The sequence below is a fragment of the Agromyces sp. CCNWLW213 genome (assembly GCF_037199545.1).
Classification (GTDB): domain Bacteria; phylum Actinomycetota; class Actinomycetes; order Actinomycetales; family Microbacteriaceae; genus Agromyces.
This window is the reverse complement of record NZ_JBBBDX010000011.1, coordinates 50,705-76,447: the sequence shown is the minus strand read 5'-3', so window position 1 is coordinate 76,447 and position 25,743 is coordinate 50,705. Positions and strand designations below refer to the sequence as shown.

The window sequence follows — 25,743 nt, the reverse complement described above, 5'->3', positions numbered from 1 at the left end:
CGACGGCCACGCCCGCGCCCCCGCGCCGGGCATGCGAAAGGGGCGGGGGATGCCGCAGCATTCCGCCCGCCCCTTCGGCGTCGATCGACCGCCGGCTTACTCCTCGGCGCCGAGCGTGCCCAGGTACAGCCCGATCACCTTCGGGTCGTTGAGCAGGTCGCGACCGGTGCCCGTGTAGGCGTCTCGGCCCTGGTCGAGGACGTACCCTCGATCGCAGATCTGCAGGCAGCGGCGCGCGTTCTGCTCGACCATGATGGTCGTCACGCCCGCGCGGTTGATCTCCTTGACCCGCAGGAACGCCTCGTCCTGTCGCACCGGCGAGAGGCCCGCGCTGGGCTCGTCGAGCAGCAGCACGTGCGGGCCCATCATGAGCGCGCGCGACATCGCGACCATCTGGCGCTCACCGCCCGAGAGCGAACCGGCGCGCTGGCCGAGTCGCTTCTTCAGGTCGGGGAAGATCTCGGTCACGAACTCGAGCCGGTGCTTGAGGTCCTTGGGCTTCTGGAAGACGCCCATCTCGAGGTTCTCCTGGATCGACAACGACGGGAAGACGTTGTTCGTCTGCGGCACGAACCCGACTCCCTTGGCGACGAGCTTGTTCGCCTTGAGGTTCGTGATCTCCTCGCCCTGCAGGAAGATGCCGCCCTCGCGGACCTTCACGAGGCCGAAGATCGACTTGAGCAGCGTCGACTTGCCCGCGCCGTTCGGACCGATGATGCCGATGAGCTCGCCCTGGCGGGCGGTCAGCGAGCAGCTGTTGAGGATGTTGACGCCCGGCAGGTAGCCGGCCGTGACGTCCCGCACCTCGACGACCATCTCGCCCGTGGGCTCGAGGACCGGGCTCGCGGTGGGTTCACTGTTCGTCATCGATGAGCTCCTTCAGCGCCTCGACGTGACCGGTGTCGGTCGCGCCGAGATCCGTGTCGTGATGGGCGCCGAGGTAGGCGTCGATCACCGCGGGGTCCTTCATGACCTCGTGCGGGTCGCCCTCGGCGACCACGCGGCCCTCGGCCATCACGATCACCCAGTCGGCGATGTGACGGACCATGTGCATGTCGTGCTCGACGAAGAGCACGGTCATGCCCTGGGCCTTGAGGTCGAGGATGTGGTCGAGCAGCGACTGGGTGAGCGCCGGGTTGACGCCCGCCATCGGCTCGTCGAGCATCACGAGCGTCGGATCGCTCATGAGGGCGCGCGCCATCTCGAGCAGCTTGCGCTGACCGCCCGAGAGGCTGGCCGCGTAGTCCTCCTTCTTGGCGTCGAGCTTGAAGCGCGTGAGCAGGTCGAGCGCCTTCTCCTCGATCTCCCGGTCCTGCTTGCGCCAGATCGACGGGATCAGGCCGCGGAAGATGTTCTCCCCGGTCTGGTCCTTGGCGCCGAGCTTCATGTTCTCCATGACGGAGAGCAGCCCGAGCGACTTCGTGAGCTGGAACGTCCGGATCAGGCCCATGCGCGCGACGCGGTAGGCGGGGACGCGCGCGAGCGAACGACCCTCGAACGACCAGTCGCCCGTGTCGGGCTTGTCGAAGCCCGTCAGCAGGTTGAAGAAGGTCGTCTTGCCGGCACCGTTGGGGCCGATGAGCGCCGTGATGGCGTTCCGCGGGATCTCGACGTGCGCGACGTCGACGGCCGTGAGGCCGCCGAAGGTGCGCTTGACGCCGTCGGCGATGAGGATCGGGTCGACCTTCTTGACGCCCGGGACCGGCTCGCCGACGTGGAGCCCGGTCGTCTTGACGGGCTTGGCGTTGGGGGTGATCTCACTTGACAAAAGCAAGCTCCTTCTTGTTGCCCAGGATGCCCTGTGGCATGAACACCACGATCAGCATGATCGCCACGCCGACCAGGATGAACCGGAGCTGACCGGCCTGCACCTGCGACATGAACGGCAGCCACCCGGCCTCGACGGCTCGGGCGACGAAGCCCGAGAAGAACGAGAGCAGCACCCAGAAGACGATGGAGCCGACGATGGGCCCCAGGATGGTCGCGGCCCCGCCCAGGAGCAGGATCGCGTAGACGAAGAACGTCAGCGTCGGCTGGAAGTAGCTCGGCACGACGGCGCGTGGCATCACGAAGATGATGCCCGCGACGGTGCCGAACAGCCCGCCGAGGATGAGGCTCTGCATCTTGTAGGAGTAGACGTTCTTGCCCAGCGCGCGCACGGCGTCCTCGTCCTCGCGGATGCCCTTGATGACGCGACCCCACGGGCTGCGCATGAGCAGCCACGTGAGCAGCGCGGCGAGGATCACGATGATCCATCCGAGGATGAGGAAGAACCAGGCCCGGTCGCTGAAGACCCACGGGCCGAAGCCGTAGCGTCCGTCGGGCAGCGGGTTCAGCACGAGCAGGTCGCGCTGGTACTCCGAGAGGCCGTTCGCCGAGCCCGTGACGGGAGCGAACTCGTTGGTCGTGAACGTCAGCCTCAGCACTTCCGCCGCGGCGATCGTCACGATGGCGAGGTAGTCGGCCCGCAGCCGCAGCGTCGGGATACCGAGGATGAGGGCGAAGACCACCGACGCCAGCAGCGACGCCAGGAGGCAGGCCCACCACGGCCAGCCGAGCTTCAGCGCCGGGATCGCGTACCCGTATGCGCCGAGCAGCATGAAGCCCGCCTGGCCGAAGTTCAGCAGGCCCGTGAAGCCGAAGTGGATCGCGAGACCCAGTGCGGCCAGTGCGTAGGCGGCGGTGGTCGGGCTGATCAGCTCGACGGCCGCGTTTCCGAAGATTGCTCCCCAGTCGATCATGTCGTTGCCCTCCTATCCGATTCGCTCTCGACGACCGAGGATGCCCTGCGGTCGGAACAGCAGCACCACGATCAGGATGACCAGGGCGCCCACGTACTTCATGTCGCTCGGCAGCCACAGCGTGGAGATCTCGACGAAGAGACCCACGATGAGCGAGCCGACGAGCGCGCCGAACGCCGTGCCGAGTCCGCCGAGCGTGACCGCGGCGAAGACGAGCAGCAGGATCTGGAAGCCCATGTCCCAGCTCACGCCGGGACGGAAGTAGGCCCACAGGATGCCGGCGAGGCCGGCCAGCAGCGCGCCGAGCACCCAGACGATCCGGATGACGCGGTCGACGTCGATGCCGCTCGCCGAGGCGAGGGGCGCGTTGTCGGAGACGGCGCGCGTGGCCTTGCCGATGCGCGTGCGGAGCAGGAAGAACGCCACGCCGAGGAGCACCACGATGCTGACGCCCATGCTCACGAGGTCGACCCACGAGAGCGCCACGGCGCCGAAGCGGATGTCGGACGGCAGCGTCGCTCCGGGGAGCTGGCTGGTCTGCCCGCCGTAGAAGAACTGGTAGGTGTATCGCAGCGCGAGCGAGAGGCCGATGCTGACGATCATGAGCTGGATCAACCCGACGCCTCGTCGCCTGAGCGGTTTCCAGAGCGCCGCATCGAGGGTCCACCCGAGTGCCGCGCTGAGCACGAGCGCCACGAGGATCGCGAGCCACAGCGGCCAAGCCAGGTTGACCCCGAATGTCAGCACCATCAACGCGCCGAACGTGATCAACTCGGCGTGCGCGAAGTTCGACAGGCCCGTCGTGCCGAAGATCAGCGACAGTCCGATCGCCGCGAGCGCGAGCAGGAGGCCGAAGTTCAGGCCGCTCACGACGCGCTGGACGACCTGGTCGAAGTAGTTCACCGTGACCCGCTGGCCCTCGCCGAGGAAGAAGTTCACCGTCTTCCGCTTGGTCAGGCCGAACTCCGACGTCACGGTGTCCTGCCCTTCGAGCACGACGACGCCCTCGGGCAGGGTGTCCTGGTCGAGGGTCACCTCGTACTCGGCCTTCTCGGGCACGCCGATGGTCCAGCGCCCGTCGGCGTCGGTCTCGGTCTCGGCCTCGAACCCGTTGCCCTCGACGGTGATGAGCACGCCCTCGAGCGCCTCACCCTCGAACTGCACGTTCCCGCTGAAGAAGAACTCGAACTCCTCCTCGGTCGCTGGAGTGTCCGTACCCCCTTCGTCCGCCACCGCAGGGGACGCTGCGATGCCGGACAGAGTGAGTGCGGAGATCAGTATTCCGAGGAGGATGAGCCACCTCCCGCGAGAACGTGTGGGGACTGTTCGCGTGGATTCCACTGCACCTCCAAAGGTCCCGACCGCTGGTGGGGTCGGGATCCGGCTTCCTGACGACAACGTCGTCGACAGTACGTGCCGATTATGTCCCAAGTGTTTCGCACCGGAGCACAAACGGCCCTCGATTGTTATCCGGGGAATGCCGGCCGCGCAAACTCGCTTAATATCGATGTACCGCACCGATGCTCCCGCCCGTCACACCCGTCGGGTCGGCGGCCGCGTGCGCAGGACTCCCACACACACGAAGGGGCGACATGGATCAGGCAGATCCGTTCGGATTCACCGGGCTCACCTACGACGACGTCCTGCTCCTCCCGGGGCACACCGACGTGATCCCGAGCGAGGCCGACACGAGTTCGCGCCTGACCAAGCGCATCACGGTCGCGACGCCCCTGCTCTCCGCTGCGATGGACACCGTGACCGAGGCCCGCATGGCCATCGCCATGGCGCGGCAGGGCGGCATCGGCATCCTGCACCGCAACCTGTCCATCGCCGAGCAGGCCGAGATGGTCGACCGCGTGAAGCGCAGCGAGTCCGGCATGGTCTCGAACCCGGTGACGACGACCCCGGATGCCACCGTGGCCGAGGTCGACCAGCTGTGCGCCACGTACCGGGTCTCCGGGCTCCCCGTGGTCGACGCCGACGGCATCCTCGTCGGCATCATCACCAACCGCGACATGCGGTTCGTGTCCGACTTCGAGAAGCCCGAGACCAAGGTCGCCGACGTCATGACGAAGATGCCGCTCGTCACCGGACGCGTCGGCATGGACCCCGACGAGGCGATCGCGATCTTCGCGCAGCACAAGGTCGAGAAGCTGCCGCTCGTCGACGACGCGGGGCGCCTGACCGGCCTCATCACGGTGAAGGACTTCGACAAGTCCGAGCAGTACCCGAACGCGACGAAGGATGCCGAGGGGCGCCTGCGCGTCGGCGCGGCCATGGGCTTCTTCGGCGACGCATGGGAGCGCGCCGAGGCGCTCCGCGACGCGGGCGTCGACGTGCTCGTCGTCGACACCGCGAACGGCGAGTCGGCGGGCGTGCTCGACATCATCCGCCGGCTCAAGGCCGACCCGACCTTCGCCCACATCGACGTGATCGGCGGCAACGTCGCGACCCGCGAGGGCGCGCAGGCGCTCGTCGACGCGGGCGCCGACGCGGTCAAGGTCGGCGTCGGGCCGGGCTCGATCTGCACGACGCGCGTCGTCGCGGGCGTGGGCGTGCCCCAGGTCACCGCCGTGTACGAGGCGTCGAAGGCGACGAAGCCGGCGGGTGTGCCGCTCATCGCCGACGGCGGCCTCCAGTACTCCGGCGACATCGCGAAGGCGCTCGTCGCCGGCGCCGACACCGTGATGCTCGGCTCGCTCCTCGCCGGCACCGCCGAGAGCCCCGGCGACCTCGTGTTCCAGAACGGCAAGCAGTACAAGACCTACCGGGGCATGGGCTCGCTCGGCGCGCTGCAGACGCGAGGCAAGAAGACCTCGTACTCCAAGGACCGCTACTTCCAGGCCGACGTGCCGAGCGACGAGAAGCTCATCCCCGAGGGCATCGAGGGCCAGGTGCCGTTCCGCGGCCCGGTCTCGGCGGTGGCGTACCAGCTGGTCGGCGGACTCCGGCAGTCGATGTTCTACGTCGGCGCGCGCACGGTCGACGAGCTCAAGGCGAAGGGCCGATTCGTGCGGATCACCCCGGCCGGGCTCAAGGAGTCGCACCCGCACGACGTGCAGTTCGTCGTCGAGGCGCCGAACTACACGCGGTAGGTCTCGATACGCGCCGTCCTGCGGACGGTGCTACCCGACCACTGGGCTCCCGGCCTCGGCGAGCCGCGTGATCGCCTCCGAGAGCACCTCGGGCGAGCAGGCGAGGTTGAGTCGCGCGTGCCCACGTCCCGCCTCGCGGCCGAACATCGGCCCGTTCGCGAGTGCCACGCGGGCCCGCTCGAGCGCGACCACCGCCGGATCGTCGCCCCAGCCGAGCGCCGAGAGGTCGAGCCAGGCGAGGTAGGTGGCCTGCGGCATCCGGTACCGCACGCCCGGCAGCTCGTCGGCGAGCAGGTCGGCGAGCAGGCGCCGGTTGTCGTCGATGGAGCCGAGGACGCCGTCGAGCCAGAGCCCCCCGTGCCGGAACGCCGCGATCGACGCGATCGCACCGAACTGGCTCATGCGCCATTCCACCTCGTACGGGAACCCGGTCCGGATTGCGTCGCCGCGCTCGCTCGCGCTCAGGACCAGCGCCGCCTTCAGGCCCGCGATGTTGAACGCCTTCGTCGCGCCGGCGACCGCGACGCCGTGCTCGCGCGCGGCATCCGACACCGTCAGGAACGGCACGTACGGCGTCTCGGGCTGCGAGAGCGGACCGTGGACCTCGTCGGAGACGATCGTCGCGTCGAACCGCGCGGCGATCTCGGCCAGCGCGACGAGGTCCTCCCGCGGGTGCACGAGCCCGACGGGGTTGTGCGGGTTGCAGAGCACCATCGCGCGGGCACCGTCGGCGAAGGCCGCCTCGACGCCCGCGAGGTCGAGCGACCAGCCCTCGTCGATGCCGCCCGCGAGGGGGACCTCGACGACCGTTCCTCCCGACTCGGCCACGAGGTCGAAGAACGGCGGGTAGATCGGCGGGTTCACGATGACGCCGTCGCCGGGTCGGACGACCTGGCGCAGCACCTCGACGATGCCCATGCTGACGTCGGCCGTGCAGGTCACGCGCGCGGGGTCCGGCTCCCAGCCGAGGCGCGCGGCCGCGAACTCGGCGAACGCGTCGGCGACGGGCCGGCTGCCGGAGTTGTACCCCGTGTCGGATCGTCGCACGGCCGCGTGGAGCGCCTCGGCGATCGGCTCGGCCAGCGGGTAGTCCATCTCGGCGACCGGAAGCGGGAGCACGTCCGGGTCGTAGGAGCGCCACTTCGCGCTGGTCCTCGTGCGGAGCTGGTCGAGCGGGTCGGCGGCGACGCGATGCATGGCTCCAGCCTGCCGCACCCGAGGGTGGGGCGACAGGGCGGGGACGGCGCGTGCCGCGACATCCGCCGCTGTGTATTCTGGTGGGCTGCCCGTTCGGGCGCCGTGGCGGATGCCGCGTATCGAATGGATCGCACCCCATGGGCTTCATCGACGTCAACGGCGTCTCCTTCTCGCTGCCCGACGGCCGCCCGCTGCTGTCGGACCTCGCCTTCCGCGTGACCGAGGGGCGCACCACCGCCCTCGTCGGACAGAACGGGGCGGGCAAGACGACCCTGCTCCGGATCATCCGCGGCGACCTGCGGCCCGACGAGGGCAGCGTGCAGGTCGCCGGCGGACTCGGCGTCATGGACCAGTTCGTCGGCCGCGGCGAGGTCGTCGAGGGCGTCGATCGCACCGTGCACGGGCTGCTCGTCTCGGTCGCACCCGCGCGCGTGCGCGAGGCGGCGGTCGAGCTCGAGCGCGCCGAGAACGCGCTGATCGAGACGGACGACACGGCCGCGCAGATGCGGTACGCGTCGGCGCTCGCCGAGTACGCCGAGGCGGGCGGATACGACCAGGAGGTCGTGTGGGACCACTGCACCACGGCGGCGCTCGGCGTGCCGTTCGAACGAGCGAAGTGGCGCGAGCTCTCGACCCTCTCGGGCGGGGAGCAGAAGCGGCTCGCCCTCGAGGCGCTGCTGCGCGGTCCCGAGCAGGTGCTCGTCCTCGACGAGCCCGACAATTCGCTCGACGTGCCCGGCAAGCGGTGGCTCGAGCAGCAGCTGCGTGCCACACCCAAGACGGTGCTGCTCGTCTCGCACGACCGCGAACTGCTCGCTCGCGCGGCCGACCGGATCGTGACGCTCGAGGCGGGCGGCGCCGGCAGCACCGCGTGGGTGCACGGCGGGAGCTTCCGCGGCTACCACGAGGCCCGTGAGGAGCGCTTCGCCCGGCTCGACGAGCTGCGGCGCCGGTGGGACGAGCAGCATGCCCAGCTGAAGCAGCTCGTGCAGAACCTCAAGGTCAAGGCGACGTACAACGACGGCATGGCGTCGCGCTACCAGGCTGCGCTGACCCGCCTGCGGAAGTTCGAGGAGGCGGGCCCGCCGGAGGAGCGGCCGCCCGCCCAGGCGGTGTCGATGCGGCTGCGGGGATCGCGCACCGGCAAGCGCTCCGTGGTGTGCGAGCGGCTCGAGCTCACGGGCCTCATGAGGCCGTTCGACCTCGAGGTCTGGTACGGCGACCGCGTCGCGGTGCTCGGGTCGAACGGATCCGGCAAGTCGCACTTCCTCCGCCTGCTCGCGGGCGGCGGCAGCGACCCCGACCCGGCGAAGGGCCACGTGACGGAGGTCGGCGCGACGCTCGCGCGCGTGCCGCACTCGGGCTCCGCGGTGCTCGGTGCGCGGGTCGTGCCGGGGTGGTTCGCGCAGGGGCACGAGCTGCCCGGCCTGCGCGGACGCACGCTGCTCGACATCCTGCACCGCGGCGACGCGAACCGCGACGGGATGGCGCGCGAGGCCGCGAGCTCGGCGCTCGATCGCTACGGGCTCGCGGCATCCGCCCAGCAGCGCTTCGACGACCTGTCGGGCGGCCAGCAGGCGCGCTTGCAGATCCTCCTGCTCGAGCTGTCCGGAGCAACCTTGCTGCTGCTCGACGAGCCGACCGACAACCTCGACCTGGTCTCGGCCGAGGCGCTCGAGGAGGCGCTCTCGCGGTTCGACGGAACGGTGCTCGCGGTCACCCACGACCGCTGGTTCACGCGCTCGTTCGACCGGTTCCTGGTGTTCCGCTCCGACGGCGAGGTCGTCGAGACGGATGCGCCGGTGTTCGACGAGGCACGCGTCGCGCGCGTTCGCTGAACGGCCTCGTGGTCAGCCGCGCACCGGATTCGGTTCGGTCGAATGGGTCGGGCTGAGTCCCGAGACGTCGACCCGCACCACCTCGGCCGTCGGCGCCGACGTCCTGGAGACCGTGGTGTGGCCGGACTTCACGCCGGTGACGCGGACCGTGATCCGCGTGCCGGCCTGCGCGCTGCCGAGCACGAGGGTGGACGTCGTGCCGCCGCCGACCGGCATGCCGTTCGCGAACCACCGATAGGTCAGAGTCGTGCCGGAGGACCAGGTGCCGGGCGCTGCGGTGAGGGTCGAACCGATCACGGCCGACCCGACGATCGTGGGCGTGCTCGACGAGACCGGTGGGGCGATGACCGGCGCGGTCGCTGCCGAGACCTTCGTCGTCGACGGCCTGCCCGGCGATGAGGCCGTCACCCGGACGGTGATCCGCTTCCCGGACTGCGCGGCCTCCAGCGCGAGGATCTTCTGCGTCGCACCCGCGATGGGGTCCCCGTCGGCAAGCCACTCGTAGGACAGCGTCGCGCTGCTCGTGCCCGACGATGCGGACGCCGCCACGGGGTGGCCGATCCACGGATGTCCGGTGATCGTCGGCGACGAGAGCGTCGTCGGTGCGACCCCGAGGGTCGCGTCGATTCCGGTCGCCGCCTCCCCGGCGCGGAGCACGATGGGTTCGGCCGCATCCGCAGACGGATGGTCGTTCCACCATTCGGACTGGTAGTTCGAGGGTTTGGCGAACTCGACGGTGTAGGTGCCCTCGAGCAGCCCGCTGCGGGAGTAGCGTCCGCTCGCGTCCGTGAGTTGATTCGTGAGGTACTTCCAACCGTCGCCCTCGGCCGTGTAGATGTTCACGATGACCGACGGGAGGGGGGCGCCGTCCGTGGCGGTCACCGTGCCGGCGATCGACCCGCCGCGGGAGAGCTGGACGTCCATCTCTCCGACGATCTCCCCGGTTCCCACCTCGAAGGTCTCGGCCGAGGTCGCGTCGGACCGGTCACCCCACCACACGGGCAGGTGATCGGCTGCCGTGAACTCCAGCGTGTAGGTGCCGGCGCGCACGTCGCCGAATCCGTACCGCCCGTCCGTGTCGACGTAGGCGTACTTCACGTAGTGCGGTTCGCCGTCACGGATCTCGTACAGGGAGACGTGGCCGGGGAGGCCCCCGCCATCGTCGGAGGTGATCGTGCCCGTGATGTTGGATTCCGGCGTGAGCTCGGCGTCCATGCCCGTGAGGTGCTGACCGGTCGCGAGGTCGAAGAACGTGCGCTGATCGCGTTCCGGCGCGTCGCGCCACCACTCCGCGAAGTAGTCCGAGCCGTCGAACAGCATGAGGCCCGTCGCGGCATTGTCGAAGTGGAGCGTGTAGCTGCCGGCGGGGAGCTGGGCGAACCGGTAGGTGCCGTCCGCTGCCGTGCTCACGGTCTCGGATGGACCGTTCGCGGGGGTGAGCGTCACCCGGGCACTCGCGAGCGGCGTGCCCTCCCGGCCCGTGACCCGTCCGGCGATCGACGCGCCGGCGACGAGGGACGCGTTCTGCCGTACGACGGCGCCGGCCGCAACCGCGAACTCGCCCGACTCCTCCGGCAGGTGTTCACTCGTGGCGGGAGGGGTGAAGCGCATCTGGTACCGCGCGGCCTTGAGGCCCTCCATGACGTAGACGCCGTGTTCGTCCGTGCGTGCGTAGTGCGCGACCCCGTCCCCCTGCGCCGTGCTCGTCGTCCACGCGCGCACGGAGACGTCGTGCAGCGGGGCGCCGTCCGCACCCGAGACGACTCCCGTGATCGTCGCCGCACGAGGCAGTTCCACGTCGATGCCCGACACGACCTCGTCGCGTGCGACCTCGAACCGCGTGCTCGTGCGCTCGAACGCGCTGTCGTCCCACCACTCGTCCACCATCCCGGTGCCGGCCGGGGGGAGGACGTGGACGGCGTGGATCCCCGCGCCGAGGACGCCGAAGCGGTACGCACCGCTCGCGTCGGTGGTCGTGGACTTCAGCCAGCCCCACGTCCCGCTCCGCATCCCGTAGACGCGCACGGTGGCGTCGGGCAGGCGCGCCCCGTCGGGGTCGGTGACGATGCCGGAGATCGAGGCGCCCTCCGAGAGGGCGGCGTCCATGCTCCCGAGGTGCTCGCCGGCGCCGATCTCGAAGGTCTGCGCATCGGACCGGCCGACCCGGTCGTCCCACCACTCGCCCACGTGCGCGGAATCGCCGAAGAACTGGATCGAGTACGTCCCGGGGGCGACGTCGTCGATCCGGTACGAGCCGTCCGTGCCGGTGTTGTCCGAGGAGGTGTACGAGAAGCTCGCGCCGTCGGCGCCCATGAGGTACACGAGGAGGTCTGCGAGCGGGGCGCCGTCGCCATCCGTCACGACGCCCGAGACCGAGCCGGTCGTCGATCCTCCGGCCGCGACCGACGTCATGGGCTCCGCCGCCGCCGGGTGCAGGGCCGGGAGGCCGAGAACCGCGACGAGCAGCGCGGCGAGCGCGGTGCGGGCGAGGGTGCGGGCAGGGGAACGGCGGGGGGCGCGGCCGGTCAATCGGGTCTCCAGGGCGATCGGGTCGGAGGGGCCCGCGTCGCGGAGGGGCGTCGAACGGGGTGCCATGATCACACCACAGAACCGGCGCAGTGCGATAGCGGCATCCCGGCCGGCCGCGGTGCCGATTCGCCGACTTCGACGAGGCGCGCGTCGCGTGCGCTCGGTAGGGTTGTCGGGTGACTCAGGAGATCGAGATCGGCCGCTCCAAGCGGGGCCGTCGCGTCTACGCGTTCGACGACATCGCCATCGTGCCGAGCCGGCGAACGCGCGACCCGGAGGACGTGTCCGTGTCGTGGGGCATCGACGCCTACCAGTTCGACATCCCGTTCCTCGCGGCGCCGATGGACTCGGTCGTCTCCCCGCAGACGGCGATCATGATGGGCGGGCTCGGCGGCATCGGCGTGCTCGACCTCGAGGGGCTCTGGACCCGGTACGAGGACCCGGAGCCCGTGCTCGCCGAGATCCGCAACCTCGCCGACGACCGGGCCACCGCGCGCATGCAGGAGCTCTATTCCGAGCCGATCAAGCCCGAGCTCGTCACCCACCGGCTCGCCGAGGTCCGCGCGGCCGGCGTGACCGTCGCCGGCGCGCTCTCCCCGCAGCGCACGCAGGAACTGTACGAGACCGTGGTCGCGGCGGGCGTCGACCTGTTCGTCATCCGCGGCACCACCGTCTCGGCCGAGCACGTGTCGAAGAACCAGGAGCCGTTGAACCTCAAGAAGTTCATCTACGAGCTCGACGTGCCCGTCATCGTCGGCGGTGCGGCGACCTACACCGCGGCGCTCCACCTCATGCGCACGGGCGCCGCGGGCGTGCTCGTCGGTTTCGGCGGGGGCGCGGCCTCGACCACGCGCAGCACGCTCGGCATCCATGCGCCCATGGCGACGGCCGTGGCGGATGTCGCGGGCGCCCGCCGCGACTACCTCGACGAGTCCGGCGGCCGGTACGTGCACGTGATCGCCGACGGCGGCGTCGGCAGGTCGGGCGACATCGTGAAGGCCATCGCGTGCGGCGCCGACGCGGTCATGCTCGGTGCGGCGCTGGCCCGGGCGACCGACGCACCCGGCGGCGGATGGCACTGGGGCGCCGAGGCGCACCACGGCAAGCTGCCGCGCGGCGAGCGCGTGCAGGTCGGCCAGGTCGCGCCGCTCGAGGAGATCCTCTACGGCCCGGCGCCGAGCGCCGACGGCAAGGCCAACCTCGTGGGGGCGCTGCGCAAGTCCATGGCGACGACGGGTTACTCCGACCTCAAGGAGTTCCAGCGCGTCGAGGTCGTCGTGGCGCCCTACCACCACACCGTCTGAGCCCGCACCCCCAGCGGATTCCATGGTGCCCGCGCGACCCGCTCGGGTAGCGTGGGGGACGACGGGCGGCACCGCCGCGGTCCGCCCGGGGATGGGGAGCGACGATGGCGAGACTGAAGTCGGTGACGCGTTCGAACAGGCTCGGACCCGAGGAGCGCGAGGCGGCGATCGCCCGGCTGAAGGAGAAGGAACTCGACATCCTGGTCGTCGGCGGAGGCATCGTCGGAACGGGCGCGGCACTCGACGCGGTGACCCGCGGGCTCTCCACGGGCCTCCTGGAGGCCCGTGACTGGGCGTCGGGCACGTCGAGCCGGTCGTCGAAGCTCGTCCACGGCGGCATCCGGTACCTCGAGCAGCTCGACTTCCGGCTCGTGCGCGAGGCGCTCATCGAGCGCGGCCTGCTGCTGCAGCGGCTCGCACCGCACCTGGTGAAGCCGGTGCGCTTCCTCTACCCGCTGAAGCAGCGCGTCTTCGAGCGGCTGTACATCGGCGCGGGCATGCTGCTGTACGACATCTTCAGCTACTCCGGCGGCGGGCACCCGGGCGTGCCGCACCACCGGCACCTGACGAAGCGCCAGGTCATGCGGGCGGCGCCGTCCATCGCCCCGAGCGCGCTCATCGGCGGACTGACCTACTACGACGCGCAGGTCGACGACGCCCGGTACGTGGCCTCCCTCGCTCGCACCGCGTCGTTCTACGGCGCGCACGTGGCGAGCCGGGTCAAGGTCGAGGGGTTCGTCAAGGTCGGCGAGCGCGTCGTCGGCGTGAAGGCGCACGACCTGCAGACCGACGAGCACTTCGAGATCCGCGCGAAGCAGGTCGTGAACGCGACGGGCGTGTGGACCGACGACACGCAGCGCATGGTGGGGGAGCGGGGCACCTTCAAGGTCCGCGCATCCAAGGGCATCCACCTCGTGGTGCCGCGCGACCGGTTCCAGTCGAACATGGGCATGCTGCTGCGCACCGAGAAGAGCGTGCTGTTCGTGATCCCGTGGGGCCGGCACTGGCTCATCGGCACCACCGACACCGACTGGAACCTCGACAAGGCGCACCCCGCGGCGACCGCGGCCGACATCGACTACCTGCTCGAGCGGGTGAACGAGGTGCTCAACGTGCCGCTCACGCGCGAGGACGTCGAGGGCGTCTTCGCGGGCCTCCGACCGCTGCTCGCGGGTGAGAGCGACGAGACCTCGAAGCTGTCGCGCGAGCACATCGTCGCGCACACCGTTCCCGGCCTCGTGGTCGTCGCCGGCGGCAAGTGGACGACCTACCGCGTGATGGCGAAGGACGCGATCGACGCCGCGGCCGACGCGCTCGACGGCAAGGTGCCGCCCTCGACCACCCAGCGGATCCCGCTGCTCGGCGCCGAGGGCTACCAGGCGGCGTGGAACAAGCGCGGCAAGATCGCACGGGCGTTCGGCGTGCACAAGGTGCGCATCGAGCACCTGCTGAACCGGTACGGCACGATGACCGACGACCTCCTCGACCTCATCCGCGCGCGGCCCGAGCTCGGCGAGCCCCTCCCCGGCGCCGACGACTACCTGGGCGCCGAGGTCGTGTACGCGGCCTCGCACGAGGGCGCGCTGCACCTCGACGACGTGCTCGCCCGGCGCACGCGCATCTCGATCGAGGCCTGGGACCGCGGCGTGTCCGCGGCGCCGGTCGCGGCGAAGCTGATGGGTGCCGTGCTCGGCTGGGACGCCGACCGCGAGGCGCTCGAGGTGGAGCGCTACCTGCAGCGCGTGCAGGCCGAGATCGCCTCGCAGCAGCAGCCCGACGACGCCTCCGCCGACCGGGTGCGACTGGAGGCGCCCGACATCGTGCAGGTCGACTGACGATGGCGGTCGCGTCGCCGCGTCCGGGACCCCGCTCGCAGGGAGCCCGCATCCGGCGCGGATAGAATCGCGCACGACATGCTCCGGATGATGCTGCGCCCGCGGTGGGTGCTCGCCCTGCTCGCCGCCCTCGGGGTCGCGGCGGGGTTCGCCATCCTCGCGCAGTGGCAGGTCGGGCGAGCGGTCGACGAGGCCACCGTGATCGAGCGACCGACCGAGCAGGTCCGCCCGCTCGCCGAGGTCGCCGGGCCCGACGCGCCCACCGAGCAGGCCTCCACCGGCCAGCGCGTCTCGGTGCGCGGCACGATCGTGCCGGGCGACACCGTCGTCGTCCAGGGTCGCGTGAACGACGGCGAGACCGGCTGGTGGGTGGTGGTCCACCTCGAGGTGACGGATGCCGCGCCCGGCGGGCTCCCCGTCGCGCTCGGCTGGACCGCCGACGAGCAGGCGGCGCGCGACGCGCTCGCCGCGGTCGACGACGCGGCGCGCTCCGGCGAGGAGCTCGAGGTCGTCGGGCGCTTCCTGCCCAGCGAGGCGCCGATCCAGCCCGAGGAGGAGGACGACCCGCAGGTCATGCGGACCGTCGCCGTCGCGCACCTCATCAACGTCTGGGCCGACTACGACGAGCGGCCCGTGTACTTCGGCTACGTGACGGCGGCCGAGCCGACGGCGGGCCTCGATGCGATCTCGTCGCCGCCGCCCGAGCAGCAGGCCGAGCTGAACTGGCTCAACGTCTTCTACGCGATCGAGTGGATCGTGTTCGGCGGGTTCGCGGTGTACCTCTGGTACCGACTCGTGAAGGACGCCGTCGAGCGCGAGCGCGAGGAGGCGGAGGAGGTCGCGGCGCGCGGCTGAGCTCGCGTTCCGCCTGCGGCGAACTCCGCCCGCGGCATCCGCCCACGGGGTGAGGATGCCGTTGTGAGCGATGACGACCGCACCAGGAGCATCGATGGCCGCGACGGCGCCGAGCCCGGTCCCGACGAGGATCCGCTGGACGCGTACTCGCGTGTCGTCACGCGCGTCGCGCACGACGTGCTGCCCAGCATCGCGAGCCTCGCGGTGCGATCCGGGCGCGGACAGGGCACAGGCAGCGCGAGCGTCGTGTCGGCCGACGGCATCCTCCTGACGAGCGCCCACGTCGTCGTGGGCGCCGATCGGGCGGAGGCGGCGTTCGGCGACGGCACGGCCGTCACGGCCGACGTCGTCGGACGGGATCCGCTGTCGGACCTCGCCGTGCTGCGGGCGCGTGGCGACGTGCCCGCGCCGGTGCCGTTCGGCGACGCCCGGGACCTGCGCGTCGGCCAGCTCGTCGTCGCGCTCGGGACCCCGCTCGGCCTCGCCGGGAGCGTGACCGCAGGCATCGTGTCGAACCTCGGCAGGTCGCTGCCCACCGCCGCCGGCCGGGTGGTCGACGAGGTGATCCAGACGGATGCCGCGCTGAACCCGGGCAACAGCGGCGGCGCGCTCGCCGACGGGCGCGGGCGCATGGTGGGCGTGAGCACCGCGGTGGCGGGCGTCGGACTCGGGCTCGCGGTGCCCATCAATCCGGCGACCCGGGCGATCATCGACGCGCTCGTGACGCGCGGCCGGGTGCGGCGCGCGTGGCTCGGCATCGCCGGCGCCCAGGTCCGCCTCGCGCCCGAGCTCGCCGAGCGGGTCGGATCGCCGACCGGCCTGCAGGTGACCGGGGTCGTGTCCGGGAGCCCGGCCGACGCCGCCGGCATCCGGCCCGGTGACATCGCCGTGAGCCTCGACGGCACCGGGATCGTCACGGCGACCTCGATCCAGCGGCTGATGGTCGAGGACGCGATCGACCGCGAGGTCGAGATGACGCTGTGGCGCGGCGGCGCGCTCGTCGACGTCTTCGTGGTCCCGAAGGAGCTCGTGGGCGCCTGACGCGTCGCCGTCGCGCCGGCGTCAGGCGGGCCCGCCGAACGCGGCGAGGAACTCCGGGTTCGGCTCGATCTCGGTGATCACGTCGACGAGCACCCCGCCGGGATCGCGCACGATCACGTGGCGCTGCCCGAAGGGCTCGCTCCGCAGCGCCTGCACGACGGGGACGCCGGCGGCCTCGAGGCGCGAGGCGACGGCGTCCACGTCGTCCAGCTCGAGGTTGACGAGCACGCCGCGCGCGGGCGTGCCGTACCCGTCGGGCACGGACTCGTGCGACGGATCGAGCAGCGCCAGCTCGGTCCGCGTGTGGGGATGGCGCAGGCTCACGTACCAGTCGCTCTCGAACGTGACGTCGAACCCGAAGTTCTCGCAGTAGAAGCTCGCGCTCGCGGCGACGTCCTCCGAGCACAGGACCGGGTAGCTGGCGGTCAGCATGGGACCCTCCTCCTCGACATACATACAGGATGTATGTATCGGAGAGTGACCGACATACAGTGTGTATGTCAAGACGCGAAGGGGCAGGAGCCGATGGTCACCAAGGCGGAGCAGCGCGAGCGCACCCGCGAAGAGATCCTCCGCATCGCCACCCGGCGCTTCGCCGAGTCGGGCTACGCCGGCGTCGCCCTCGAGGACCTCGTCGCCGAGGCCGGGCTCACGCGCGGCGCGCTCTACCATCACTTCGGCAGCAAGCAGGGCCTGTTCGCGGCCGTCATCGAGCGCGCGCAGTTCGCCGTCGCCGAGGCCGTCGAGCACGCAGCGGCGGTCGTCGCCGCGCCGCTCGACGCGTTCCTCGCCGGCTGCCGGGCGTTCCTCGAGGCGAGCCTCGCGCCCGAGGTGCGCCGGATCCTGCTCGTCGACGGTCCCGCGGTGCTGGGCTGGGGCGACTGGCGCGACGGGGACCTGGAGTCGAGCGCCCGGCTGCTCGACGCGGGCGTGGCCGAACTGGCCGAGGCAGGCCTCATCCGGGCCCGCTCGCTGGGCACCGTGGCGACCATGATCTCCGGCGCGCTGAACGAGGTGGCCATCGCCAACGCGACCGCGGCGCACCCCGAGCGCGGCATCGACGACGCCGTCGCGACCCTCGCGCGCATGATCGGGGGGCTCTCGCCCCGAGCCGACCCGGGATTCGCCCAGCCGTCCGCCCCGTAGACTGGAGCGCATGCCCCTCGAGCCCAAACCGGCTGATTTCCCGCGCATCCGCGGGGCGTTGAAGTTCTACATGGTCGCGTCGGTCATCACCGGCGTCATGCTCCTGCTGCTCACCGCCGAGATGCTGCTCAAGTACGTCTGGCACGTCGAGCTGTACGCGTTCGGCCCGAACGGCCTGCTCTCGTTCGAGCCCGTCGTCGAGACCCCCGAGGGCCTCGAGTCGACCGGCGTCGGCGTGAACCTCTCGACCGGCATCCTCATCGCCCACGGCTGGTTCTACGTCGTGTACCTGTTCAGCAACTTCCGGCTCTGGAGCCTCATGCGGTGGCCGTTCTGGAAGCTGCTGCTGCTCGCCTCGGGCGGCATCGTGCCGTTCCTGTCGTTCTTCCTCGAGACCCGAATCGGCCATGAGGTGCGCGCGTACCTCGCGAAGCGCGAAGCGGATGCCGCCGCCGCGCGTCCGTCGACCGACTCCGACTCCGACTCCGAGCCCGTGGAGGCCGCCCAGTGAGCGAGACCCAGCAACGCCCCGTCCTCGTCGTCGACTTCGGCGCGCAGTACGCGCAGCTCATCGCCCGGCGCGTGCGCGAGGCATCCGTCTACTCGGAGATCGTGCCCCACACGATCACCGCCGACGAGGTGCGCGCGATGGACCCGATCGGCATCGTCCTCTCGGGCGGCCCGTCGTCGGTCTACGAGGAGGGCGCGCCGGCGCTCGACCCCGGGATCCTGCAGCTCGGGGTGCCGACGCTCGGCATCTGCTACGGCTTCCAGGTCATGGCGCAGCAGCTCGGCGGCGAGGTCGCGCACACGGGCCGGCGCGAGTACGGCGCCACGGCCGCGACCGTGCGCACCGACGACGGCAACGCGCTGCTCGGCGGCCAGCCCGAGCACCAGACCGTGTGGATGAGCCACGGCGACTCCGTAGCGGTCGCCCCCGACGGCTTCGAGGTGCTGGCCTCGACCGCCGACACGCCCGTCGCCGCGTTCGCCCACGACGAGCAGGGCTTCTACGGCGTGCAGTGGCACCCCGAGGTCAAGCACTCGCCGTTCGGGCAGGCGGTCATCGAGAACTTCCTCCACCGCGCCGCGGGCATCCCCGCCGACTGGAACTCGGGCAACGTGATCGCCGAGCAGGTCGCGCGCATCCGCGAGCAGGTCGGCTCGGGGCGCGTCATCGCCGGGCTCTCCGGCGGCGTCGACTCCGCGGTCGCCGCGGCGATCGTCCACGAGGCCGTCGGCGACCAGCTCGTGTGCGTCTTCGTCGACCATGGACTGCTCCGCAAGGACGAGCGCAAGCAGGTCGAGGTCGACTACGTCGCCGCCACCGGCATCCGCCTCGTCACGGTCGACGCCGCCGATACGTTCCTCGCCGCGCTCGCGGGCGTCACCGACCCGGAGGAGAAGCGCAAGATCATCGGGCGCGAGTTCATTCGCGCGTTCGAGCAGGCCGAGCGCGACCTGATCGCCGAAGCCGACGCCGACGGCGAGCCCATCCGGTTCCTCGTGCAGGGCACGCTCTACCCCGACGTGGTCGAGTCGGGCGGCGGCTCGGGCACGGCGAACATCAAGAGCCATCACAACGTCGGCGGCCTGCCGGAGGACCTGCAGTTCGAGCTCGTCGAACCGCTGCGCACCCTCTTCAAGGACGAGGTGCGCGCCATCGGACGCGAGCTTGGGCTGCCCGAGGCGATCGTCGGCCGCCAGCCGTTCCCGGGCCCCGGTCTCGGGATCCGGATCGTCGGCGAGGTCACGCGCGACCGGCTCGCGGTGCTCCGCGAGGCGGATGCCATCGCGCGGGCGGAGCTCACCGCCGCGGGCCTCGACCACGAGATCTGGCAGTGCCCGGTCGTGCTGCTCGCCGACGTGCGCTCGGTGGGCGTGCAGGGCGACGGCCGCACGTACGGCCACCCGATCGTGCTGCGTCCGGTCTCGTCGGAGGACGCGATGACCGCCGACTGGACGCGCCTGCCCTACGACGTGCTCGCCAGGATCTCGAACCGCATCACGAACGAGGTGCGCGAGGTCAACCGCGTCGTGCTCGACGTCACGTCGAAGCCGCCGGGCACCATCGAGTGGGAGTGACGTCGCACCGGTGACATGAGCGAAGGGGTGCCGGTCGCTCGAGACCGGCACCCCTTCGCCTGCTCACTGCGACAGCGCGGCGATCTGCGTCTCGACGGTCGTCGACACCGCTCCCGGGCTCCCGAGGATGACGATCCGGGCCGGCCGCAGGCGCTTCAGTTCCTTGGCGATCGCCTCCGGGAGGGCATCGGTCGGGGTGAGGAGCACCGGTCCGCTCGTGATGCCGGCGACCGGGCCGGCCGCGAGCGCGTCGGGGAAGTTCGCGCCGTTCGCCACGTACGCGACGGAGACGCCGGGTTCGAAGGTTCCCGAGAGGACCGCCGAGGTCTCGTACCTCGTGGGTCCCGCGTACCGGTCCACGAAGTACAGCCCGAGCTGCCGCAACTGCGCCTCCACGGTGCTGCTGATGACACCGGCGCTGCCGAGCACCCGCACCTGCTCCGGCCGCAACCGTTTCAGCTCGTCCACGACGACGCTCGGCAGGGCCGTGGCCCCCGTCAGGAGGATGGGGCCATCGGCGAGCCCGGCATGCGGGGCGCCGGACAGCGCATCCGGGAACGTCGCACCGCTCGCGAGATAGACCACTGGGATGCCCGGCTCGTATCGGGACTTCGAGACCGCGACCGCCGTCGCATACCGGTCCGCGCCGGCGAGTCGGGTGACGGACCCGGTCGTGAATTCCCTGAGTCGGCCTGCGACGGTGGAACTGACCGCGCCGGGACTGCCGAGGACGACGATGCGGCCCGGCTTCAGGCGGCGGAGCTCGTCGGCCACGACGGCTGGGAGTGCATCCGGAGCGGTCAACAGGACCGGGCTCCGGGTCGCAGCGGCCACGGGTGCGGCCGCGAGTGCGTCGGGGAACGCGACGCCGCTGGCGACGTACGCGACCGGGACACCGGCGGGGAACTGCGCCGCGGACACGGCGACCGCGGTAGCGTAGCGATCGCTCCCCGCGACCCGGGTGACCTCACCCCATGACGTGGTCGGCGACGTGGAGGCGAGCTGGGCGTCCTTGCCCGTGATCTCGGTCTGAGGCAGTACGCGGATCACATCCCGGTTGCTCACGCTCCGATCGCTCCAGAACTCGGTGCGGTATGTCGAGGCCCAGGGCGCATTGAACTGCAGACTCCAGAAGCCGGGGGGCAGGCCTTCGACGGTGTACCGACCCTCCGCATCGGTCTGTGCCACCTCCAGCGTCTCACCCTGCTGCACGCCGGTGGCGAGGCTCTGCATGCTCTCGGCGTAGACGTTCCCGCCGACGACCGGCTTCCCGTCGGGGTCCGTCATGCGACCCGAGATGCTGGCGCCTCGTGCGAGCTCCGCGTTCATGGTCGACAGATTCGCGCCGGCGGCCATCTTCACGAAGGCCGCCTGGGAGACGTAGGGTTTGTCACCCCAGTACTCCGTCACGTACCGTTCGCCTTCTGTGCTCCTGCCCCAGAACTCGAGCGTCCACTCACCCGGCGGGACGCCGCGGATGAGATAGCTCCCATCCGGCCGGAGAGCGCCTTCGTCGTAGTCGAAGTCGACGACGCCTCCGTCTCGGCCGACGACGGTCGCCACCGCGTCCCCGGGTCGGGTGCCGCCGGGCAGTGTGATCCGCCCGGAGACGGTGGCGCCCAGGCCCAGCTGGGCGTCCATGTCCGTCAGATGCTGTCCGGCCGCGAGGTCGAAGAAGACGGCCGTGGACGGGAGGTACCGGTTGTTCCAGTATTCGGGGACGTAGTCGGCGAGTTCGTCGAGCCGGGAGCCGAGCTGGAAGTGCAGGGTGTACGAACCCGGTGCGAGGCCGTCGATCCGGTACCTGCCGTCGTCGCCCACGGTGGCACCGGGCAGCCCGGGCCCTGCGCTCACCCAGCCGCCGGCGAGCGGCCGGCCGTCCGTGAGCGTCACCGTGCCGGAGATCGAAGCGGAAGCGCCGGCGGCCTGCGCAGTCAACGAGTCGGCCAGCGACGTGACGAGGGCTGTGGCGATGAGCGCGAGTACGAGGGCGGGACGAGCGGCGCGCGGGCGCGCGGGGCTGGTGCGGGGCAATCGGTTCTCCGGACGACGTTCGGGTCGGGTCGCCCGACGCCCGGAATGGTGCGGGGGCTCGTATCGATCGAACCACAGCGGCGGAATCCTGCGCAGGCCCGTTGCCGTTTCGTGACATCCGGCGCCCGCTTCGGAAGGATGGCGGACATGGGTGTGGTGGAGAACGCGAAACTGACCGTCGTCGGGGCCGGGAGCGTGGGCGCGAGCCTCGCGTACGCGGCGCTCATCCGAGGGTCTGCGAGGCATGTCGCGCTGTACGACGTGAACTCGGCGAAGGTCGACGCCGAGGTGCTCGACCTCGCGCACGGCACCCCGTTCGTGGGCTCGAGCACGATCGAGGGCGGCGACGACCTCGCGGTCGTCGAGGGTTCCCACGTCGTCGTGATCACGGCGGGCGCGAAGCAGGAGCCGGGCCAGTCGCGGCTGGAGCTCGCCGGCACCAACGTGCGGATCCTCGAGGACCTGTTGCCGAAGCTGCTCGAGCGTGCACCCGACGCGATCTACATGCTCGTCACCAACCCCTGCGACGTGCTCACGGTCGCCGCGCAGAAGATCTCCGGGCTCCCGTCGAACCGCGTGTTCTCGTCGGGCACCGTGCTCGACACCGCGCGGCTCCGCTGGCTGCTCGCCAAGCGCGCGGGCGTCGCCACCTCGAGCGTGCACGCGCACATCGTGGGCGAGCACGGCGACACCGAGTTCGCGCTGTGGTCGAGCGCCACGGTCGGCACCGTGCCGATCCTCGACTGGGCGCACGGCGAGGGGTTCCGGGCCGACGAGCTGGAGCAGATCGCCGCGGACGTGCGCGACGCGGCCTACCGCATCATCAAGGGCAAGGGCGCGACGAACTACGCCATCGGCCTGTCGGGCGCGCGCATCGTGGAGGCGCTGCTCGGTGACGAGTCCGCGGTGCTGCCGGTGAGCGCGGTGCTGGGCGGCGTGCACGGTGTCGACGGCGTCGCGCTGTCGGTGCCGAGCATCGTGAACTCGTCGGGCGTGACCCCGCTCGGCGAGACGCCGTTCTCCGACGACGAGCGCCGGAAGCTGCACGACTCGGCCGACGCGCTGCGGTCGTCGATCGCGTCGCTCGGGATCTGAGGTCGGCCCCGCGGCATCCGCTCGCGAAATTCTTCGGCGGATGCGTCGATCGGGAGGGTTCCCGTTCGACGTCATGAGTGAGAGGGTCGAAGTGCGACCCGGACACGCGAGGAGCGAACCACCATGGCGAAGTACATGCTGATCATGCGGGCCACCGACGAGGCCGTGCAGGCGTACCAGGACATCCCCTTCGAGCAGGTGATCGAGGCGATGGGACGGTACAACGAGGAGCTCATGAAGGCGGGCGTGCTGCTCGCGGGCGAGGGACTCTCCGACGCGAGCGAGGGCTTCGTCGTCGACTTCTCGGCCGAGCCGCCGCTCGTGACCGACGGGCCCTACGGCGAGACCAAGGAGCTGTTCAACGGCTTCTGGATCCTCGAGGTCGCCTCGAAGGAGGAGGCCGCGGAGTGGGCCAAGCGCTGCCCGCTCGGCCCCGGCTCGAAGCTCGAGGTGCGCCGCGTCACCGAGATCGAGGACTTCCCGCAGGACAACGAGTGGATCCAGAAGGAGGCCGGCTGGCGCGAGGAGCAGGCGCAGCGGGCCTCCCGGGCCTGATTCCCGCGTGACCGCGCTCGCCACGTGACCGACCAGTCGGACGCCGCGACGGCCCGCCCGGTGGACCCCGAGTCCGCCCGGCGGGCCGTCGCGGCCGTCTGGCGCATCGAGTCCGCGCGCATCGTCGCAACGCTCACCCGCATGGTCGGCGACTTCGCGCTCGCCGAGGACCTGGCCCAGGACGCGCTCGCCGAGGCACTCGCGCAGTGGCCCGCCTCGGGCATCCCGTCGAACCCGGCCGCGTGGCTCACCGCGGTGGCCAAGCGCCGCGCGATCGACGGATGGCGACGACGCGAACGGTACGACGAGCGGCTCGCCGCGATCGCCCACGACCTCGAGCGCGAGCAGGCCGAGGCGACGGATGCGACGGCCGACCTGCCGTACGACCCGGACGCGATCGACGACGACATGCTGCGGCTCGTGTTCGTGTCGTGCCACCCGGTGCTCTCACGGGAGGCGCGCGTCGCGCTCACGCTGCGGGTGGTCGCGGGCCTCACGACCGATGAGATCGCACGGGCGTTCCTCGTGCCGGTGTCGACGGTGCAGCAGCGGATCGTGCGCGCGAAGAAGACGCTCGGCGATGCGGGCGTGCCGTTCGAGGTGCCGCCGCGGTCGGAGTTCCCCGAGCGGCTCGGCACGGTGCTCGGCGTGCTCTACCTGATCTTCAACGAGGGGCACTCGGCCTCCGCGGGGTCCGACCTGATGCGACCCGAACTCAGCCGGGAGGCCCTGCGGCTCGCACGCGTGCTCGCGGGGCTCGTGCCGCGTGAGCCCGAGGTGCACGGGCTCCTGGCGCTCATGGAGCTGACCGCCGCGCGGTTCCCCGCCCGCCTCGACGCGAACGGCGACCCGGTCCTGCTGGCCGACCAGGACCGGCGGCGGTGGGACCGCTCCGCGATCGCGCGCGGGCGCGCCGCGCTCGGCCGGGCCGACGCGATCGGCCGAGGCCGCGGCCCCTTCGCGCTGCAGGCCGCCATCGCGGAGCAGCACGACGTCGCGGCATCCGTCGACGACACCGACTGGGCGACGATCGTCGCGCTGTACGAGGCCCTCGGGCGCGTGGCGCCGTCACCCGTGGTGGAGCTCAACCGCGCGGTCGCCGTCGCCATGGCCGACGGGCCCGAGGCCGGGCTCGCGATCGTGGACGGGCTGGCGGCCGACGGCCGGCTCGCCCGCTACCATCCGCTGCACGCCGTCCGGGCCGAGCTGCTCGAGCGGCTCGGGCGAACGGATGCCGCGCGCGAGGCGTTCGCGGAGGCCGCGCGCCTCACCGCGAACGAGCGCGAGCGCGCGGTGCTCCTCGCGCGCGCGTCGCGGCCGGGGTCGCGCTGACGCCGGCCCGCCCGCAGCCCGCTGCCCGGCGCCCCGTCCCGCCGCTTCGCCGTGATGAAGTGCCGTTTCCGAGGTGGAGGCCCCGTTGCACGGGCACTCCACCGCAGAAACGGCACTCCGACGGTTGGGCTTCCGTCGCGCGCTCCGGAGACGCGGAACGGGCCGCCCCGAAGGGCGACCCGTTCACGTGCGCGGCATCCGCTGCTAGTCGCTCGACTGCATGATCGCGAGCATGCGCAGGATCTCGAGGTACAGCCAGATCACGGTGACCATGATGCCGAAGACACCGGTCCACGCGTACTTCTTCGGGGCGCGGTTGCGCACGCCCTGCTGGATGAAGTCGAAGTCGAGCACGAGCGAGTAGGCGCCCATGATGACGACGAAGACGCCGAGGATCACGCCGAGCGGGATGCCGAAGAAGCCATCCCACGAGCGGAGACCGAACGGGTCGTCCGTCACGTTGAAGATCATCAGCCCGAAGTTGACCAGCGAGAACACCAGGTAGCCGACCATGGCGATCAGGAAGACCTTCGTGGCCTTCTTCGATGCGCGGATCTTGCCCGACGCGAAGAGCGCCAGGGTCACGCCGACGACGACGAGCGTCGCGATGACGGCCGGAGCGACGACGCCCGGGAAGATCGCCTCGTAGTACGCGGAGATGCCGCCGACGAACACGCCCTGCACCGCCGAGTAGGCGAGCACGAGCCCGGGCGACGGCTCCTTCTTGAAGATGTTCACCAGCGCCAGCACGAAGCCGACGATGCCCGCGCCGATCCAGAGGAACGGGACGGACTGCATCGTGATCCAGCCGATCGCGGCGCCGACCAGGAGCACGCCGAAGGCGGCGGCCGACTTCTGGATCGTGTCCTCGATCGTCATGACCTCGCGGTCGGGGAGCGTGGCCGGCTGGTTGTAGATGTCCTGCAACTGCTGGGCGGACATGTCCTGCGCGACAGCCACCGCCCCCTGGTTGGAGAACGCCTCGTTACGTGAGAAGGCGGGGTTGTTGAGTGCCATTGCCGTGGTTTCCTCTGCTTTCGGCTTTCCGTCGGGTGGAGAAG

At 71.1% G+C, this 25,743-nt stretch carries 21 protein-coding genes; 12 read left to right on the top strand and 9 right to left on the bottom strand.

The window, feature by feature from the left end; genetic code table 11:
• Nucleotides 1-96: 96 nt before the first annotated feature.
• Genes WBQ80_RS16305 through WBQ80_RS16290 form a run of 4 tightly spaced genes read right to left on the bottom strand, consistent with a single transcriptional unit; the run spans nucleotide 97 to nucleotide 4,034 of the window.
• Nucleotides 97-867 carry an ABC transporter ATP-binding protein gene (locus WBQ80_RS16305; RefSeq protein WP_336571993.1) on the bottom strand — a complete coding sequence of 257 codons (771 nt, stop codon included), beginning with the start codon at nucleotides 865-867 and terminating at the stop codon, nucleotides 97-99.
• Entirely contained in the window at nucleotides 854-1,768 is a 915-nt protein-coding gene (locus WBQ80_RS16300; protein ID WP_336571994.1) for an ABC transporter ATP-binding protein, read from the bottom strand. The genes WBQ80_RS16305 and WBQ80_RS16300 overlap by 14 nt, the downstream gene beginning before the upstream one ends.
• Entirely contained in the window at nucleotides 1,758-2,738 is a 981-nt protein-coding gene (locus WBQ80_RS16295) for a branched-chain amino acid ABC transporter permease (RefSeq protein WP_336572015.1), read from the bottom strand. The genes WBQ80_RS16300 and WBQ80_RS16295 overlap by 11 nt, the downstream gene beginning before the upstream one ends.
• A gap of 15 nt (nucleotides 2,739-2,753) precedes the next feature.
• The gene (locus WBQ80_RS16290) at nucleotides 2,754-4,034 is read right to left on the bottom strand and encodes a branched-chain amino acid ABC transporter permease (RefSeq protein ID WP_442892694.1); all 1,281 of its coding nucleotides are present in this window, start codon (nucleotides 4,032-4,034) and stop codon (nucleotides 2,754-2,756) included.
• Between the two features lie 299 nt (nucleotides 4,035-4,333).
• Here WBQ80_RS16290 and guaB point away from each other — a divergent pair, with 299 nt between their 5' ends.
• Complete coding sequence (guaB, locus tag WBQ80_RS16285; protein WP_336571996.1) at nucleotides 4,334-5,836, top strand: IMP dehydrogenase; 1,503 nt, start codon at nucleotides 4,334-4,336, stop codon at nucleotides 5,834-5,836.
• A 30-nt stretch (nucleotides 5,837-5,866) separates the two neighbouring features.
• On the opposite strand, the gene WBQ80_RS16280 is transcribed toward guaB, so the two are convergent.
• On the bottom strand, nucleotides 5,867-7,033 hold the full coding sequence (locus WBQ80_RS16280; RefSeq protein ID WP_336571997.1) for a MalY/PatB family protein: 1,167 nt from the start codon (nucleotides 7,031-7,033) through the stop codon (nucleotides 5,867-5,869).
• 137 nt (nucleotides 7,034-7,170) lie between these two features.
• Between WBQ80_RS16280 and WBQ80_RS16275 the strand changes: the two genes are divergently transcribed.
• Entirely contained in the window at nucleotides 7,171-8,871 is a 1,701-nt protein-coding gene (locus tag WBQ80_RS16275; RefSeq protein WP_336571998.1) for an ABC-F family ATP-binding cassette domain-containing protein, read from the top strand.
• A gap of 12 nt (nucleotides 8,872-8,883) precedes the next feature.
• Here WBQ80_RS16275 and WBQ80_RS16270 read toward each other — a convergent pair whose 3' ends face one another.
• On the bottom strand, nucleotides 8,884-11,466 hold the full coding sequence (locus WBQ80_RS16270; protein WP_336571999.1) for a carboxypeptidase regulatory-like domain-containing protein: 2,583 nt from the start codon (nucleotides 11,464-11,466) through the stop codon (nucleotides 8,884-8,886).
• A gap of 110 nt (nucleotides 11,467-11,576) precedes the next feature.
• Between WBQ80_RS16270 and WBQ80_RS16265 the strand changes: the two genes are divergently transcribed.
• From WBQ80_RS16265 to WBQ80_RS16250, 4 genes are all read left to right on the top strand, one after another.
• The gene (locus tag WBQ80_RS16265) at nucleotides 11,577-12,704 is read left to right on the top strand and encodes a GuaB3 family IMP dehydrogenase-related protein (protein WP_336572000.1); all 1,128 of its coding nucleotides are present in this window, start codon (nucleotides 11,577-11,579) and stop codon (nucleotides 12,702-12,704) included.
• A 104-nt stretch (nucleotides 12,705-12,808) separates the two neighbouring features.
• The gene (locus WBQ80_RS16260; protein ID WP_336572001.1) at nucleotides 12,809-14,539 is read left to right on the top strand and encodes a glycerol-3-phosphate dehydrogenase/oxidase; all 1,731 of its coding nucleotides are present in this window, start codon (nucleotides 12,809-12,811) and stop codon (nucleotides 14,537-14,539) included.
• A 78-nt stretch (nucleotides 14,540-14,617) separates the two neighbouring features.
• Complete coding sequence (locus WBQ80_RS16255) at nucleotides 14,618-15,394, top strand: SURF1 family cytochrome oxidase biogenesis protein (RefSeq protein WP_336572002.1); 777 nt, start codon at nucleotides 14,618-14,620, stop codon at nucleotides 15,392-15,394.
• A 63-nt stretch (nucleotides 15,395-15,457) separates the two neighbouring features.
• Nucleotides 15,458-16,435 carry a S1C family serine protease gene (locus WBQ80_RS16250; RefSeq protein ID WP_336572003.1) on the top strand — a complete coding sequence of 326 codons (978 nt, stop codon included), beginning with the start codon at nucleotides 15,458-15,460 and terminating at the stop codon, nucleotides 16,433-16,435.
• A 21-nt stretch (nucleotides 16,436-16,456) separates the two neighbouring features.
• Here the strand turns inward: WBQ80_RS16250 and WBQ80_RS16245 are convergent, their stop codons facing one another.
• Nucleotides 16,457-16,867 carry a VOC family protein gene (locus WBQ80_RS16245; RefSeq protein ID WP_336572004.1) on the bottom strand — a complete coding sequence of 137 codons (411 nt, stop codon included), beginning with the start codon at nucleotides 16,865-16,867 and terminating at the stop codon, nucleotides 16,457-16,459.
• A 93-nt stretch (nucleotides 16,868-16,960) separates the two neighbouring features.
• Between WBQ80_RS16245 and WBQ80_RS16240 the strand changes: the two genes are divergently transcribed.
• Genes WBQ80_RS16240 through guaA form a run of 3 tightly spaced genes read left to right on the top strand, consistent with a single transcriptional unit; the run spans nucleotide 16,961 to nucleotide 19,666 of the window.
• Nucleotides 16,961-17,581, top strand: a complete 621-nt coding sequence (locus WBQ80_RS16240; protein ID WP_337282611.1) for a TetR/AcrR family transcriptional regulator — start codon at nucleotides 16,961-16,963, stop codon at nucleotides 17,579-17,581.
• A gap of 10 nt (nucleotides 17,582-17,591) precedes the next feature.
• On the top strand, nucleotides 17,592-18,092 hold the full coding sequence (locus WBQ80_RS16235) for a DUF3817 domain-containing protein (protein ID WP_336572006.1): 501 nt from the start codon (nucleotides 17,592-17,594) through the stop codon (nucleotides 18,090-18,092).
• Complete coding sequence (gene guaA, locus WBQ80_RS16230; protein ID WP_336572007.1) at nucleotides 18,089-19,666, top strand: glutamine-hydrolyzing GMP synthase; 1,578 nt, start codon at nucleotides 18,089-18,091, stop codon at nucleotides 19,664-19,666. Before WBQ80_RS16235 ends, guaA begins: the two co-directional genes overlap by 4 nt.
• Before the next feature lie 63 nt (nucleotides 19,667-19,729).
• On the opposite strand, the gene WBQ80_RS16225 is transcribed toward guaA, so the two are convergent.
• Entirely contained in the window at nucleotides 19,730-21,700 is a 1,971-nt protein-coding gene (locus WBQ80_RS16225) for a cell wall-binding repeat-containing protein (RefSeq protein WP_336572008.1), read from the bottom strand.
• Nucleotides 21,701-21,847: 147 nt separating this feature from the next.
• On the opposite strand from WBQ80_RS16225, the gene WBQ80_RS16220 reads away from it, so the two are divergent.
• From WBQ80_RS16220 to WBQ80_RS16210, 3 genes are all read left to right on the top strand, one after another.
• Nucleotides 21,848-22,795, top strand: a complete 948-nt coding sequence (locus WBQ80_RS16220) for an L-lactate dehydrogenase (protein WP_336572009.1) — start codon at nucleotides 21,848-21,850, stop codon at nucleotides 22,793-22,795.
• 123 nt (nucleotides 22,796-22,918) lie between these two features.
• Entirely contained in the window at nucleotides 22,919-23,350 is a 432-nt protein-coding gene (locus WBQ80_RS16215) for a YciI family protein (protein WP_336572010.1), read from the top strand.
• 24 nt (nucleotides 23,351-23,374) lie between these two features.
• Nucleotides 23,375-24,682, top strand: a complete 1,308-nt coding sequence (locus WBQ80_RS16210) for an RNA polymerase sigma factor (RefSeq protein WP_442892693.1) — start codon at nucleotides 23,375-23,377, stop codon at nucleotides 24,680-24,682.
• Nucleotides 24,683-24,886: 204 nt separating this feature from the next.
• Here WBQ80_RS16210 and WBQ80_RS16205 read toward each other — a convergent pair whose 3' ends face one another.
• A complete protein-coding gene (locus WBQ80_RS16205; protein ID WP_336572011.1) occupies nucleotides 24,887-25,699 on the bottom strand; it encodes a Bax inhibitor-1/YccA family protein in 813 nt (270 codons plus the stop codon).
• Nucleotides 25,700-25,743 lie beyond the last annotated feature (44 nt).